Genomic DNA, 13,902 nt, shown 5'->3' with positions numbered 1-13,902 from the left:
AGGACACCAGCGGTGACGGCGCTCGCGCAGATATCGACCCTGTTGGGTGAACCGCGCTTCAACTGGACGGATCCGGAGCCGTGGACCGGACTGGAGCAGGAGCTCGGCATCGGATTCCCGGCGGACTTCCGGGAGATCGTGGACGCCTACGGTTCGATCGAGATCGCGACACTCCGGCCGGCCCCCTGTACGAGATGACCTCCGGCGAATGGCTGCCGGCCCATCTGGAGGGCAGCGACGTGACGTTGTGTTCCCGCAACCTCGCCCCGGACGGCACGTCCTACGCGTTCCTGCGCTGAGCGGACCGCGGCGCGCCGGTCAGGCGTGGTCGACACGGGTCGGCCCGCCCGCAAGACTGGTCCCGGAGGTGGCGCGGGTGACGGAATCGGCGCAGGAACCCGAAGGGGCACAGGACGGCGGGCCCCGGAACGCGCGTCCCGCCGGGGCGGACGGGATGCGGGCCCCGGTCCGGGAGACGTACGGGCCGATGGACCTCGGCTCGGTCCCGGTCTTCGCCGGAGGGTTCATCAACTTCGGCTACTGGCGGGACATCGACCTCGACCGCCCGCTGTCCGTGCCCGACCGGGTGCGCAGCCAGCAGGACATGTACCGGCACGTGCTCGACGCGGCCGGGCCCCTGGCCGGGCGCCGTCTGCTGGAGGTCGGCTGCGGACTCGGGGTCGGCTGTACGCTCGCCGTGGAGGAGTACCGGCCGGCCCACGTCACGGCCATGGACATCCACCCGAGCCAGTTGGAGCGCGCCCGCCGGGCCAACGCCCGGCTGCTCGACGCCAGCCCCGGGCGGATGAGGTTCGTGCGGGGTGCCGCCGAGGGAATGCCCTTCGGCGACGCGGAGTTCGACTGCGTGTACAGCGTCGAGGCCGCCCAGCACTTCGACGACCTGACGGCCTTCGCGCGGGAGGCGGCCCGCGTACTGCGCCCCGGCGGCCGGGTGGTCGTGGCGAGCTTCTTCACCGTCGACGAGTCGGCCGGACGGGCCGGGCAGCTGGCCGGGATGCTGGAGACCTTCGCCGACGGACTGGACATCGCCCGGCCCGCCTCTGGGCTGACCGGCGCGTTCACCGGAGCCGGGCTGACCGGCGCCGAGGTGCGGTCGATCGGACCGGCGGTCTGGCGGGGCTGGGACCGCTGGCTGTCGGACCAGTGGAAACCGGGCACCTGGCCCCGCAACTTCCTGCGTGCGTACGAGCAGGGCATCCTCGACTACTACGTCATCACCGCCACCCGTTCTGAATGAGCGTCAACTCACGGGCATGGGAAGGGAATCCAGCGGCCGAGTGCCGAGTTCATCCGGCGCACACCGGACCGTCGCCGCGGCAACCGCCGCACGTCATCCGGCGGTCCGAGGCTCTGCGCGTCCACCCCCATGGCCGTGATGTCGTCACGGCCCCGATGCCGGAGTCCTCGTGACCCTCAACCGTCCCACCTCCCTCAACCGCCCCACCAGGCCCGCCGCGTTCACCCTGGGCGCGGCCGCCGTGCTGCTCGCCGCCGCCGTGACCGCCCCCGCCCCGGCCGCCGCCCAGCCCGCGCCCGCCGCGCCCGGCGGACGCGCGGCCCGCCCGCTGCCCGAGGTGACGCCCACGGCCGAGACCGCGCCGCTGTTCGACGACGAGCAGGGCGGCAACGCCAACGCGGACGACCCCGCGATCTGGCGCAACCGCACCGACCCCGCCCGCAGCCTGGTCGTCGCCACCGCCAAGGAGGGCGGGCTGCGCGTCTACGACCTCGACGCCGCGCAGGTCCAGTCCCTGCCCGCCCCGGCCGGGCCCGGCGCGGACGACGCCCCGGGCCGGTTCAACAACGTCGACCTCGTCCACGGCATGCGCCTGGCCTCCGGCCGTACGGACCTCGCGGTGGTCACCGACCGGGGCAACGACCGGCTCCGCTTCTACCGGATCGACCGCGAACGGCCGCAGGGCCCGCTGACCGACGTCACCGACCCGGCCGTCCGCCCGGTCTTCTCCTCCGGCCAGGCCGAGATCAACGAGCAGCGGACCGCCTACGGCCTCGCCACCTGGACCGACCCCGCGTCCGGGCGCTCGTACGCGCTGGTCAGCCGCCGCCACGAGACCCGGGTCGCCCTCCTCGAACTCCTCGCCCGGCCCGGCGGCACGGTCGGATACCGGCAGGTCCGCACCCTGGACCTGCCCTCCTCCTTCCGCCTGCCCAACGGCACGTCCTGGACGCCGTGCGCCGAGCCCGGCGAACTGCCGCAGGTCGAGGGCATGGTGGTCGACCCCGCCAACGGCATGCTCTACGCCGGCCAGGAGGACGTCGGCATCTGGCGGGTCCGCGCCGACCTCACCGGCCGCCCCGAACTCGTCGACAGGGTCCGCGAGTACGGCGTACCGGCCGTCTACGACGAGGAGACCGAGGAGTGCGCCGCCGGAGCGGACCCCGGCTTCGGCGGCCGCCACCTGACCGCCGACGTGGAGGGGCTCACCGTGATCGGCGGACCCGGCGGTGACGGCTACCTCATGGCGTCCAGCCAGGGCGACAACACCTTCGCCTTCTACGGCCGCAAGGGCGGGAAGGCCGGGAAGGCCGGGAACCCGTGGAAGCCGGGCAAGGCCGGGAAGAACGTCAACGAGTACGAGGGCGGTCTGCGGATCACCGCCCGCTCCCGCGAGCTCGACGGCTCCGAGGAGTGCGACGGCGCGGCCGCCCTCCAGCAGCCCCTCGGCCCCAAGTACCCGCGCGGCCTCCTGGTCGTCCAGGACGGCCACGACGCCCCGCACGACGGCGAACGCACCGCCACCGGCTTCAAGTTCGTCGACCTCGGCAAGGTGCTGGACCGCATCGACGACTGACCCCGCGCAGAACTCCCCGGAGGGCCGGGGTACCGGACTCCCGGGCCCCGGCCCTCCGGTACCCGGCCCTCCGGTACCCGCCCTCCCGGGATGGCCGGGCGAGAATCCGGATGGTCACCGCTCGTGACGGATCAGTGACGCTCCGATCACGGCCGTCCGGCACGCTGGGCACCACTGCACAGCGAGAGGAGGGCCGGTCGTGCCCGTCAGTCCCACGTTTCCGGGCGTGTACATCGACGAGGTCAGGAGTGCGGTCCACACCATCACCGGGGTGCCGACCTCCGTCGCCGCGTTCGTCGGGGCGGCACTCCGCGGCCCGACCGACGGCCCCGTCCACATCACCAGCTTCGCCGACTACCAGCGGATATTCGGCGGCGTCACCCCCGGCGGCCAACTCGGCTACGCGGTCCACCAGTTCTACGCCAACGGCGGCAGCGAGGCCGAGATCGTCCGCATCGTCCACACCGGTGACGCCGAGGACACCAAGAACGCCAAGGCATCCACCGTCGAACTCGACGGCCCGAAGAAGGTGCACCTCGTCGCCCGCGGCGAAGGGCTCTGGGGGGACCGGCTGCGCGTCCGCGTGGACCACGACACCAGCGAACGGCTCCCGGCCGGCGCCGCGCCCACCCTCTACAACCTCACCGTGCTCGACAAGGGCACCGGAACCCTCGAACGGCACCTCAACATCAGCTCCCGCCCCGAGGACCCCAACTCCCTCGACAAGGCCCTGAGCGCCTCCGCCCTCCTCACCCTCCCCGCCACCGGCGCCGTGCTCGACGCGGTCCCCGCCGCACACGAGGCGATCACCGCCGCGGACCCGAGCCAGGACCCGTTCGACGACGCCGAGCCCGCACGCTACGCCCGGGCCCGCGGCGGAGCCGACGGCGACCCCCCGCAACTCTCTGACTACCGCGGCGGTGCCACCGGAGAGGCCGACAAGAAGGGCCTCTACCAGCTCCTGCGGACCGACATCTTCAACCTGCTCTGCCTGCCCGGAGCACCCGCGGCCGCCCTCGCCCCGGCCGCCCGGCTGTGCGTGGACCGGCGCGCCCTGCTCCTCGTCGACCCGCCCGCCGCCTGGCGCACCGTCGACGCCGCCGCGACCGCCATGGCCGCCCCGCCGGTCGCCGGGGACGACGCCCGCAACGCCGCCGTGTACTTCCCCGACCTGGTCATCCCCGACCCCGCCGGCAACGGCAGCCCGACCACCGTGCCGCCCTGCGGCACCGTCGCCGGGGTCATGGCCCGAACCGACGTCCAGCGCGGGGTGTGGAAGGCCCCGGCGGGCACCGCCGCCTCGCTCGCCGGGGTGACCCGGCCCGCGATCCCGATGACCGACCGGGAGAACGGCCGGCTCAACCAGCTCGGGGTGAACTGCCTCCGCTCCTTCCCCGTCCTCGGCCCGGTGGTGTGGGGCGCGCGCACCCTGCGCGGCGCCGACCGGCTCGCCGACGAGTGGAAGTACCTGCCCGTCCGGAGGCTGGCGCTGTTCATCGAGGAGAGCCTCTACCGCGGTACCCAGTGGGTCGTGTTCGAGCCCAACGACGAACCGCTGTGGGCTTCCGTCAGGCTCAACGTCGGCGCCTTCATGAACGGGCTGTTCCGGCAGGGCGCCTTCCAGGGCGCCACCGCCCGCGAGGCGTACCTCGTCAAATGCGACCGGGAGAACAACCCGCAGAACGACATCGACCGCGGCATCGTCAACATCGTCGTCGGTTTCGCCCCGCTCAAGCCGGCCGAGTTCGTGATCATCCACATCGAACAGCTCGCCGGACAGCTCCAGGTCTGAGGCCTGTGCCCAGAGGTCCGTGATCGAGGTCTGACGTCGATTTAAGGAGCCGTCGTTGGCCACCACCGCGCGGGTCGACCCGCTCAAGAACTTCCGCTTCCGCGTCCGCTACAGCGACAGCACCGTGCCCTTCCTCGGCGTCCACAAGATCACCGGGATGAAGCGGACCGTCGAAGTGGTCAAGCACCGCGACGGGGGCTCCCCGTCCACCAGCGCCAAACTCCCCGGCCGCGTCGAATACGACCCGATCGTCCTCGAACGAGGCGTCACCGTGAACGGCCACGAGTTCGAGAAATGGGCCAACAAGACGTGGAGCTTCGCCAATTCGGCGTCCGGACGGGAGACCTCGCTGAAGGACTTCCGCCGGGACCTCGTCATCGACATCCACGACGAGACCGGCCAGAAAGTGCTCTCCTACCACGTCTTCAACTGCTGGGTGTCGGAGTACCAGCCGCTCTCCGAACTCGACGCGAACGCCAACGCCGTCCTGGTCCAGCACATCACCCTGCAGAACGAGGGCTGGATACGCGACGTGGCCATGCCCCCCGCGGCCGAGGTCGCCTTCGACGACCCGGCGGTGTGACCCCGGTGCGCCCGCTCACCCAGGACCTGCTGCTGCGCGGCTGGGAGGACGCCGTCGGCCGGACCCCCACGGCCCGTGCCGTCCTGCTCGCGGCCGCCGCGGGCGGGCACACCGCCGACGAGGCCGGGGACCTGCCGCTGGGAACCCGCGACGCGCTCCTGGTCGCCCTGCGGGACGCCTGCCTCGACGGGGACCTGGACTGCCTGGCCCGCTGCCCCGACTGCGGCACGGAACTGGAGGTCGCGGTCCCGGCGGCGGAGCTGCGCCGCCCGGCCGCGCCCGCGCCCGCCGAAGCCGTCCTGGAGGCCGCCGGCCACCGGGTCCGCTACCGCGCCCTCACCAGCCGCGACCTCCTCGACGTCGGCCCGGCCACGGCCGCCGGGGCGCGCCGCCGGCTCGCCGCCCGGTGCGTGCTCGACGTCGACGGCACCCCGCCCGCCGGCGAAGCCCTGCCGGAACCGGTGCTCACCGCCGTCGCGGAGGCGCTGCCCGGCCTCGACCCGCGCGCCGACATCCGGCTCGACCTGACCTGCGCCGTCTGCGCCCACGCCTGGGCCGCCCCGGTCGACGTCGCCGCGCACGTCTGGGCGGACCTCGACGCGTGCGCCCGGGGCCTGCTGGCCGACGTACACGCCCTGGCACGGGCGTACGGCTGGCGCGAGGAGGAGATCCTGGCGCTCAGTCCGGCACGGCGGCGGTTCTACCTGGAGGCGGTCGGCGCATGAGCGACTTCCTCGACCGGGTCCTCGACCGGGCCCACGGCCGGCCCGACCCCGCCGCCGTACGTCCCCGCCCGCCGTCCCCCTTCGACCCGCCACCGGCGCTGTCCGCGCCCGGTGTTCCCGGCGTGCCCGGCCCGTCCGCAGGCCCTCCGGCGCGGCCGGCTTCCGGACCGGACCTGCCCGGGGAAGGGCGGCGCTTCGGTGCGCCCGCCGCCCGGCGTGCATCAGGGACGACTCGGGGCGCGGCGGCCGCGGTGGTGACCGGGCCGGGCGGGCCGGGCGAGCCCGGCGAGTCGGACATCGGCAGCGGCGCGCCGACCGACACCGGATCCGGCGACGGCACCGGCACGCGTTCGGGCGGTTCCCGTCCGGTCGGCCTCGCCGGTGTCACCGGCCTCACCGCGTCCGGTACGGCGCCGTCCGTGCGCGGATCCCGCACGCCGGCCGGGCCGTTCGGCGAGCCCCTCTCCGGGGACGCGGCCGACGGGGCCCACCCGGGCCCGCCCGCCTCCGGCGGTGGCGCAGACCCGAACCGACCCGGGGCGCTGCCGTGGGAAGGGTCGTACACCGCGACGGCGACCGCCGTCGGAAACGGCACGCGGGGCGCGGAACGATCACCGGTGCGGTCCGCGGAACGGACTGCGCAAGGGTCTGCGGAACGGCCCGCGGCACGTTCGCCGCAGCCGCCCGAGGAGACCACCGTGCACATCACGATAGGCCGGCTGGAGATCCGCTCCAACGGCTCGGGCGGGACCGGCGGTTCCGCGGGTACGGCCGACGCGAAACCCGTACGCCGCACCCCGCGCGGACCCTCCCTCTCGCTCGACGCCTACCTGAGTCGTCGCCAGGGAGGTGCCACGTGAGTGACGCACGGGCCATCGAGGCCGTCACCGAAACGCTCCGGGCACTCGTCGAGGACGGCATCAAGTCCGTCGAGCCGGGAGCCACGGCTGTCGCCCGCCCCCCGCACCGGGTCAGCCCGACCGGGCAGCCGGGCCTCGTCAACCTCTTCCTCTACCGCACTTCGACGGCCCCGGAACGCCGCAACGACCCACCACCCGGCCTCCTCCCGGGCGAGACCGGGGAACCGCCCCTGCCCCTGGTGCTGCACTACCTCCTCACCCCGTTCGTGCAGGGCGACGACGACCTGGTCGCCCACCGGCTGCTCGGCGCCGCCCTCCAGGCCCTGCACACCCGGCCGCTGCTCAGCCGGGCCGAACTCGCCCAGACCGCGGCCTTCAGCGACCTCTCCCGGCAGCCCGACCACATCCGGATCACCTGGCACGCGGTCGACGAGAAGGAGATCTACTCGCTGTGGAGCGTCTTCCAGACGCCCTACCGCCTCACCGCAGCCTTCGAGGTGCGGGCCGTCCTCATCGACTCCCGGCGGCCGGTCCGCACCCCGCTCCCCGTACTCGCACGCGGCGCGGACGGCCGCGGACCGCGCGCCGGGGCCGACCCCCGGCCCACCACCCCGGCGGTGCACCGGCTGCACTACCCGGGCGGCAGGCCGGCCGCCCGTACCGGGGACACGGTGGAACTCCACGGCACCCACCTGTCCGGGGTGACCGGAATCCGCCTCACCCGTCTCGCCGCCACGACAGCCGGCCCGACCGGCCCCGCCCCCGACGCCGTCGACGTTCCGGTCGCCGCGCCGGCCCCGGGAGACCCGGTCCTGCTGCGCCTGCCCGGCGGCCTCGCGGCGGGCGTGCACGCCCTGACCCTGCTGGGCGGCAGCCCGAGGACCGAACTCCCCGTGGGCCCCTGGTACCTGGCCCTCGCGCCGGCCATCACCAGCACCATGCCGGCCGCCGTCACCCGGGACGGCGCGGGAACCGCCCGGATCACCCTGACCGCCGACCCGCCGTTCGCCCCCGGCCAGCGCGTCGACCTGCTGCTCGGCGCCGACGCCCACACCGCGCGCGAACTCGCCGGGAACACCGCGCGCTTCACGGTGCGACACGCCCGCCCCGGCAGCCACCCCGTCCGCCTCCGCGTGGACGGCGTGGACAGCCTCCTCGTCCCCGACCGCACCACGGACCGCCCCTCGTACGACCCGACCCAACGGCTGACGGTGACCTGATGCCCGCAACTGACCCCTGGGAACGACACAACGCGGACTTCCTGACCGCCTCGCTGACCTGGCTCCGCCTCCTGCTGACAGAGCACGCCCAACCCGACCCACCCGCCGCCGTGTGGGCAGGCCCCCCGCCCGTCGTGTGGGCAGGCGTGCCGCAGGGCGATGGGGGTCCTCCCCCTGGCTTCGCCGGGGGTACCCCCACCTGCTCGAGCGCAGTCGAGAGCTTGGGGGAGGGTGGGCACACGGCACCGCCGCCGCCGCCGACCGCACCGCAGCCGCCCTCGGTCGCGCCCCCGCCCGACGTACGTCCGCCCTCCCCATGGCGCCGCCACCGGCAACCGCAGCCCTCCTCCCGACCCGCCGGAGGCGACGCGCCGGCCGCGGCCCAGCCGGCCCCCACCGCCCCGGCCCCTACCGCTGCGGCCGCCGCCGCAGGCGAAGCCCTCGCCGCCGCAGCAGCCCGCATCGCCGCCGCCGAGGCGACCGACCCGCCCCCCGCCCTGGTCACCCTCGCGGCCCGCCTCGACCTGACCCGCTTCGAACGCGACCTGCTCCTCATGAGCCTCGCCGAGGAACTCGACCCGGCCATGGGCCGGCTCTTCGCCGCCGCCCACGGCACCACCGCCATGCCCTTCCCCACCCCCGGCCTCGCCCTCGCCGTCCTCCCCGGCCCGTCCTGGGAAGCGGTGTCCCCGCACGGCCGCCTGCGGCACTGGCGGCTGGTGCGGATCACCCGCGCCCCCGGCTCGGCCGTCCTGAACAGCCCGATACGCGCCGACGAGCGCATCGTCGACCACGTCCGGGGCCTCGACCACCTCGACGAACGGCTGGCCCACCTGGTCACCCCCCTCCCGCCTGCCGGCCACCCGGACCTGCCGGCGTCCCAGCGGGCCGCCGTGGAGCAGTGCACGGCCGCCTGGGACCGCGCCCCGGCCACCCCGCCCGTGCTCCACCTGGTGGGCGCGCAGCCGGGCAGCAAGCGGCTGGTCGCGGCCTGCGCCGCGGCCGCCTTCGGACTGCCGGCGTACCGCCTCCCGGCCGCCCTGCTGCCGGCCAGGGCCGAGGAGGCCGAGGAGCTGGCCCGGCTCTGGGAGCGCGAGACCGCCCTGCTGCCGGCGGCCCTCTACCTCGACGCGGACGACGACCGGGCCGGCTCCGGCCACGCGTACGGCGACGGCTCCGGCGACGGGTACGGGACCGCGACCGGGGCCGCGTACGACCCGGCCGCCGTCGCCCGCTTCCTCACCCGGGTCGACGCCCCGGTGTTCGTCAGCTCCCGGGACGCCGCCGCCGGCCTCGGACCGGAGCCGGCCTGCGGCGGTGCCGGGCGGGGCACGGTCGTGGTCGACGTGGGGCCGCCGACCCCGCGCGAGCGGGCCGACGCCTGGCGGGAGGTGCTCGGTCCGGCCGCCGCGGGCGTCCACGTGGACCTCCTCGCCCGCCAGTTCGCCCTGGACCTGCCCGCCATCGCCGAGGTGGCCGCGGCGAACGAGCCGGGCCGGGTGTGGGACGCCTGTCTGCTCCGCAGCCGGTCCCGGCTCGACGGCCTGGCCCAGCGGGTCCGCCCCGACGCCGGCTGGGAGGACCTGGTGCTGCCCGGACCGGCCCGCGACCGGCTCCGCCGGATCGCCGACCAGGTGACCCGCCAGGGCACCGTGTACGACACCTGGGGCTTCGGCGACCGCCGGACCCGCGGACTCGGAGTGACCGCCCTGTTCACCGGCCCCAGCGGAACCGGCAAGACGATGGCCGCCGAGGTGCTCGCCCGCGAACTCGGCCTGGACCTGTACCGCACGGACCTCTCCGCGGTGATGAGCAAGTACATCGGCGAGACCGAGAAGAACCTCCGCCGGCTCTTCGACGCGGCCGAGGCCGGGGGCGCCGTCCTGTTCCTGGACGAAGCGGAAGCGCTGCTCGGCAAACGGAGCGAGGTCAGGGACGCGCACGACCGGTACGCCAACGTGCAGGTCGACTACCTCCTCCAGCGGATGGAGTCGTACCGGGGGCTGGCCATCATGGCGACCAACATGCGCTCGGCGCTGGACGCCGCGATGGTGCGCCGGCTGCGGTTCGTGGTGGAGTTCCCGTTCCCGGACGTGGCCCAGCGCCGGGAGATCTGGCGGCGGGCCTTCCCCGCGGCGGCGCCGGGCCGCGACCGGCTCGACTACGAGCGGCTGGCGCGGCTCGACGTGAGCGGTGCCATGACCCGCACGATCGCGGTCAACGCCGCCTTCCTGGCCGCCGCGGACGGGACCGCGATCACCATGCCGCTGGTGCTGCGGGCCGCCCGGGACGAGTTCCGCAAACTGGAACAGCCCGTACGGGAAAGGGACTTCCTCTGGCCGCACACCGCACCGCACACCGCGCCGCACACCCCGCGGCAAACCCCGCCGCAGTCCCCGCCGCGTCCCAGGCCCCCACGGCCGGTCCCGACCGGTGAGGTGCCGTCATGAGGGTGGAACTGCACATCGAACGCCTCGTCGTGGACGCGGACCGGCTGCCCGGCACCCATGCGCGGCCGGCCCGGGAACGCGAGTTCCGGGAGGCGCTCACCGCCGAACTCGCCCGGCTGCTCCGCGCTCCCGCCGCCTGGGCGCCCCGCCGGGTGCGGTCCCTGACCGTCCCGGACACCGGCCCGTCGTCGTCGGGCGTCCCGGCCGCCCGCCCGGCCGCACACCCGGCCACCCCGGCGGGCGGCCCCGGGGAAGCGGCCGCCGCAGGCCGGGCGGCTGCCCGTTCCCTCCACGCGGCCCTGGCGTACGGCACCCCGGGCGCCCGCCCCGCAGGGCCCCGCCGGGAGGCGCCGTGACCGGCTTCCCCGGGGCGCCCCGGGTGGTCCGCGGCGGCTTCGTCCAGCTCGACCCGGGCACCGGCCGCCCCTTGCGGACCGTACCGTTCCAGTTCAACCCCGATTCGCTGACCCGGACCCTCCAGCCCCAGGGCATCGGTCCCGAGCCCGGCGACCGCCTGGAGGCGCAGCGCCTGAAGGGCCCGCCCCACGAGACGTACCGGTTCGAGGCCGAATTCGACGCCGCCGACCGGCTGGAGGCGCCCGAGGAGCACCCCGTGGAGGCCGGGCACGGTCTGCTGCCCGTCCTCGCGGCCCTGGAGAGCGCCTTCTACCCGCCCCTGGGACAGCTGCTCGCCGAGGACCGCATGGCCTCCCTCGGCATGATCGAAGTGGCGCCGGTCGAAGCGCCGTTGACGGTCCTGGTGCTCGGCCGGGACCGGGTCCTGCCGGTGCGGATCACCGAATTCGGGGTGACCGAGGAGGCGTTCGACACTGCCCTGCACCCGATCCGCGCCAAGGTCGCGGTCACCGCCCGCGTGCTGACCGTCGACGACCTCGGCTTCCGCAACCAGGGTGGCCTCCTTTACCTGCAGCACCACGAATCCCGCGAACGGTTCGCCGCGCAGATCACCCGCACCCCGTCCGACCTCGGCCTCGGTCTCGGCCTGGGTCCCGGTCCCGGTCCCGGGACCGCTCCCGGTCCCGGTCCCGGCACGGGTCCGGGCAACGGCCCCACCACCCTCTGAAGGAGCCCGCATGTTCAGCGCCACCAGCCGCTACCACGACGTCCCCACCGCCCGGCTCCGGCTGCCCGACGGCCGCACCGTCACCTACGTACGCCGCCGCCCGATGCCCGACCCCGATGCGCTCACCACCGTCGCCGTGCACGCGGTCGCTCCCCACGAACGGCTCGACCACATAGCCGCCCGGTACCTCGGCGACCCCGAGCAGGCATGGCGGATCGCCGACGCCCACCGCGTCCTGACCCCCGCCGAACTGACCGCGCACCCGGGCCGGCGGCTGCGCGTCACCCTGCCCGCCGGACTGCCCGGGGCCGCCGCCCTCCTCGCTCCGGGCGGGGGGACCGGGTGACCGGTAGCCTCCGCCTGATGCTCCTGATGGGGCCGGTGCTGGCCGTCCCCGTCCCCGCAGCCCTCGCCGACGCGCTCCGGTCGGTCAAGGTGACCAGCACCTCCGGGCAGGCCGGCGGCTTCCAGCTGACCTTCGCCGTCAGCGCCCGCTCGGTCGTCCGCCGGACCCTGCTCCCCGCCGGATTCCTCGACCCCGGCATCCGCGTGGTCCTGGTCGCCGTGGCCGGCGGCACCCCCAGCGTCCTGTCCGACGGGATCATCACCCAGCAGGAGCTGGCACCCAGCGCCGAGCCCGGAGCCTCCCTCCTCACCGTCACCGGCGAGGACCTCACCCTCCTCATGGACGTCCGCCACGAGCGGACCTGCCACCCCGCCATGCCCCACCAGGCGCGGGTCCTCGCCATCTGCGCCAAGTACGCGGCGTACGGGATCGTGCCGCTCGCCGTGCCGCCCGTACTGGCCGACGTACCCGACCCCGTCCGGCACGTCCCCCTCCAGGCCGGCACCGACCTCGCCTACCTCAAATCCCTCGCCGCGGAGGTCGGGTACGTCTTCCACCTGGAACCCGGCCCGCTGCCCGGGAGCAGCCTGGCCTACTGGGGCCCGCAGGTCCGCGCCGGGCCGGTCCAGCCCGCCCTGACCCTCGGGGCCGGGGCGGCGGCCACCGTCGAATCGCTGGACTTCACCTACGACGGCCTGTCCCGCACCCAGTACACGGTGACCCTCACCGAACCAGTCACCAAGACCGGCATCGACCTGCCGGTCCCCGACGTCGGCCTGCTGCACCCCCCGCTCGCGGCCCGGCCCGCCGTCACCCTCCGCCACGAGCCGCTGCCGGACATCGGCGACCGCTCGGTGACCGAGGCCCTGCTGCTGGGCCTCGGCCGGACCGCCGCCGGCACCGACGCCGTCCGCGGCACCGGCACCCTCGACGTGCTGCGCTACGGGCACGTGCTGCGCGCCCGCCGGCTGGTCGGCGTACGCGGGGCCGGCACCGCCCACGACGGCCTCTGGTACGTCGCCGGCGTCACCCACGACATCACGCGCGGCGCGTACCGGCAGCAGTTCACCCTCACCCGCGACGGACTCGGCTCCCTGACCCCGGTGGTGACCCCGTGACCAAGGCAGCACCCCCCTTCCACGGCCTCTACCAGGGGGTCGTCGTCTCGAACACCGACCCGCTGCGCACCGGCCGGCTGCTGGTGCGCGTCGCGGACGTGCTCGGCGACGACCCCTGCGTATGGGCGCAGCCCGCGACCCCGCTCGCCGGACCGGCCAGCGGCATGTACGTCGTCCCGCTCGTCAACTCCGGGGTCTGGGTGCAGTTCGCGGAGGGCGACCCCGACCGGGCGGTGTGGACGGGCTTCTGGCGCGGCGGATCCGCCGAACTGCCGCCCGCGGCCCAGGCGGCACCCGACGGCACCCCCCAGGTCGTCATCGGCACGCCGGCCCAGACCTGCCTGCTGCTGTCCGACCTCGGCGGGCCCACCGGCGGCATCCTGCTGCAGCTCAAGGGCCCGGCGGGCCCCTACATCCGGCTGCACGAGGGCGGCATCGAGATCGGCGCCTCCGCCGCCGGCCCCACGATCAAGGTGACGCAGGCCGGGATCGACCTCGGCAACGGCGCGCTCACCGTGCTGCCGGGGTGACCGCGATGCCGTCCTCCACCGCCTCCTTCGTCCTGACGACCGCCGCCGTCATCACCTGCGGCCACCTCGGGACGGTCCGGGACGCTCCCGCCCAGCTCCGGGCGCTGGCCGGAGGCGCGCCGGTGGCCACGGCCGCCGACCTGCTGACCGTCACCGGCTGCCCGGGCGTGTCAGGTTCGCCGCCGTGCACGGGCGTCGCCTGGACCGGGCTCGCCGCCCGGGTCCTGGCCGGCGGCCGGCCGCTGCTGGTGCAGGACCCGCCGCCCGCCGGGCCGGTGCCCGGGGCGGGGGTGTGCGCGGGGCCGCCGCCGACGACGCCCCTGGTGCACTGGGTCCAGCTCCGGGTGACGGCGGGCTAGC

The 13,902-nt window shown here is 75.3% G+C and carries 15 protein-coding genes; all 15 read left to right on the top strand.

Annotated elements, in window-relative coordinates:
* The first annotated feature begins 12 nt into the window (after positions 1–12).
* Positions 13–198, top strand: a complete 186-nt coding sequence (locus AB0O36_RS06595) for a hypothetical protein (protein ID WP_365104990.1) — start codon at positions 13–15, stop codon at positions 196–198.
* A 178-nt stretch (positions 199–376) separates the two neighbouring features.
* Positions 377–1,258, top strand: coding sequence for a methyltransferase domain-containing protein (locus AB0O36_RS06590; protein WP_365104988.1), 882 nt, complete (start codon positions 377–379; stop codon positions 1,256–1,258).
* 241 nt (positions 1,259–1,499) lie between these two features.
* Positions 1,500–2,834 carry a phytase gene (locus tag AB0O36_RS06585; protein ID WP_365105426.1) on the top strand — a complete coding sequence of 445 codons (1,335 nt, stop codon included), beginning with the start codon at positions 1,500–1,502 and terminating at the stop codon, positions 2,832–2,834.
* A gap of 199 nt (positions 2,835–3,033) precedes the next feature.
* Positions 3,034–4,626, top strand: a complete 1,593-nt coding sequence (locus tag AB0O36_RS06580; protein WP_365104985.1) for a phage tail sheath C-terminal domain-containing protein — start codon at positions 3,034–3,036, stop codon at positions 4,624–4,626.
* Between the two features lie 55 nt (positions 4,627–4,681).
* A complete protein-coding gene (locus AB0O36_RS06575) occupies positions 4,682–5,209 on the top strand; it encodes a phage tail protein (RefSeq protein WP_365104982.1) in 528 nt (175 codons plus the stop codon).
* A gap of 5 nt (positions 5,210–5,214) precedes the next feature.
* Positions 5,215–5,934 carry a hypothetical protein gene (locus AB0O36_RS06570; RefSeq protein WP_365104980.1) on the top strand — a complete coding sequence of 240 codons (720 nt, stop codon included), beginning with the start codon at positions 5,215–5,217 and terminating at the stop codon, positions 5,932–5,934.
* On the top strand, positions 5,931–6,794 hold the full coding sequence (locus AB0O36_RS06565; RefSeq protein ID WP_365104978.1) for a hypothetical protein: 864 nt from the start codon (positions 5,931–5,933) through the stop codon (positions 6,792–6,794). Before AB0O36_RS06570 ends, AB0O36_RS06565 begins: the two co-directional genes overlap by 4 nt.
* The gene (locus AB0O36_RS06560) at positions 6,791–8,014 is read left to right on the top strand and encodes a DUF4255 domain-containing protein (RefSeq protein WP_365104975.1); all 1,224 of its coding nucleotides are present in this window, start codon (positions 6,791–6,793) and stop codon (positions 8,012–8,014) included. The genes AB0O36_RS06565 and AB0O36_RS06560 overlap by 4 nt, the downstream gene beginning before the upstream one ends.
* A gap of 221 nt (positions 8,015–8,235) precedes the next feature.
* Positions 8,236–10,464: an ATP-binding protein gene (locus AB0O36_RS06555; protein ID WP_365104972.1), complete on the top strand. Its 2,229-nt coding sequence runs from the start codon at positions 8,236–8,238 to the stop codon at positions 10,462–10,464.
* Positions 10,461–10,820: a hypothetical protein gene (locus tag AB0O36_RS06550; RefSeq protein ID WP_365104970.1), complete on the top strand. Its 360-nt coding sequence runs from the start codon at positions 10,461–10,463 to the stop codon at positions 10,818–10,820. Before AB0O36_RS06555 ends, AB0O36_RS06550 begins: the two co-directional genes overlap by 4 nt.
* Positions 10,817–11,548 (top strand): hypothetical protein, encoded by a 732-nt coding sequence (locus tag AB0O36_RS06545; RefSeq protein WP_365104967.1) that lies wholly within the window; start codon positions 10,817–10,819, stop codon positions 11,546–11,548. Before AB0O36_RS06550 ends, AB0O36_RS06545 begins: the two co-directional genes overlap by 4 nt.
* A 10-nt stretch (positions 11,549–11,558) precedes the next feature.
* On the top strand, positions 11,559–11,894 hold the full coding sequence (locus AB0O36_RS06540) for a LysM domain-containing protein (RefSeq protein WP_365104964.1): 336 nt from the start codon (positions 11,559–11,561) through the stop codon (positions 11,892–11,894).
* Between the two features lie 17 nt (positions 11,895–11,911).
* Positions 11,912–13,012, top strand: coding sequence for a hypothetical protein (locus AB0O36_RS06535; RefSeq protein WP_365104961.1), 1,101 nt, complete (start codon positions 11,912–11,914; stop codon positions 13,010–13,012).
* Positions 13,009–13,542, top strand: coding sequence for a phage baseplate assembly protein V (locus AB0O36_RS06530; RefSeq protein WP_365104958.1), 534 nt, complete (start codon positions 13,009–13,011; stop codon positions 13,540–13,542). Before AB0O36_RS06535 ends, AB0O36_RS06530 begins: the two co-directional genes overlap by 4 nt.
* Positions 13,543–13,547: 5 nt before the next feature.
* On the top strand, positions 13,548–13,901 hold the full coding sequence (locus tag AB0O36_RS06525; protein WP_365104955.1) for a hypothetical protein: 354 nt from the start codon (positions 13,548–13,550) through the stop codon (positions 13,899–13,901).
* Position 13,902 lies beyond the last annotated feature (1 nt).

Source organism: Streptomyces sp. NPDC089799, from assembly GCF_040684755.1.
In the GTDB taxonomy this organism is placed as follows: domain Bacteria; phylum Actinomycetota; class Actinomycetes; order Streptomycetales; family Streptomycetaceae; genus Streptomyces.
This window is presented reverse-complemented; position numbering and strand designations above follow the sequence as displayed.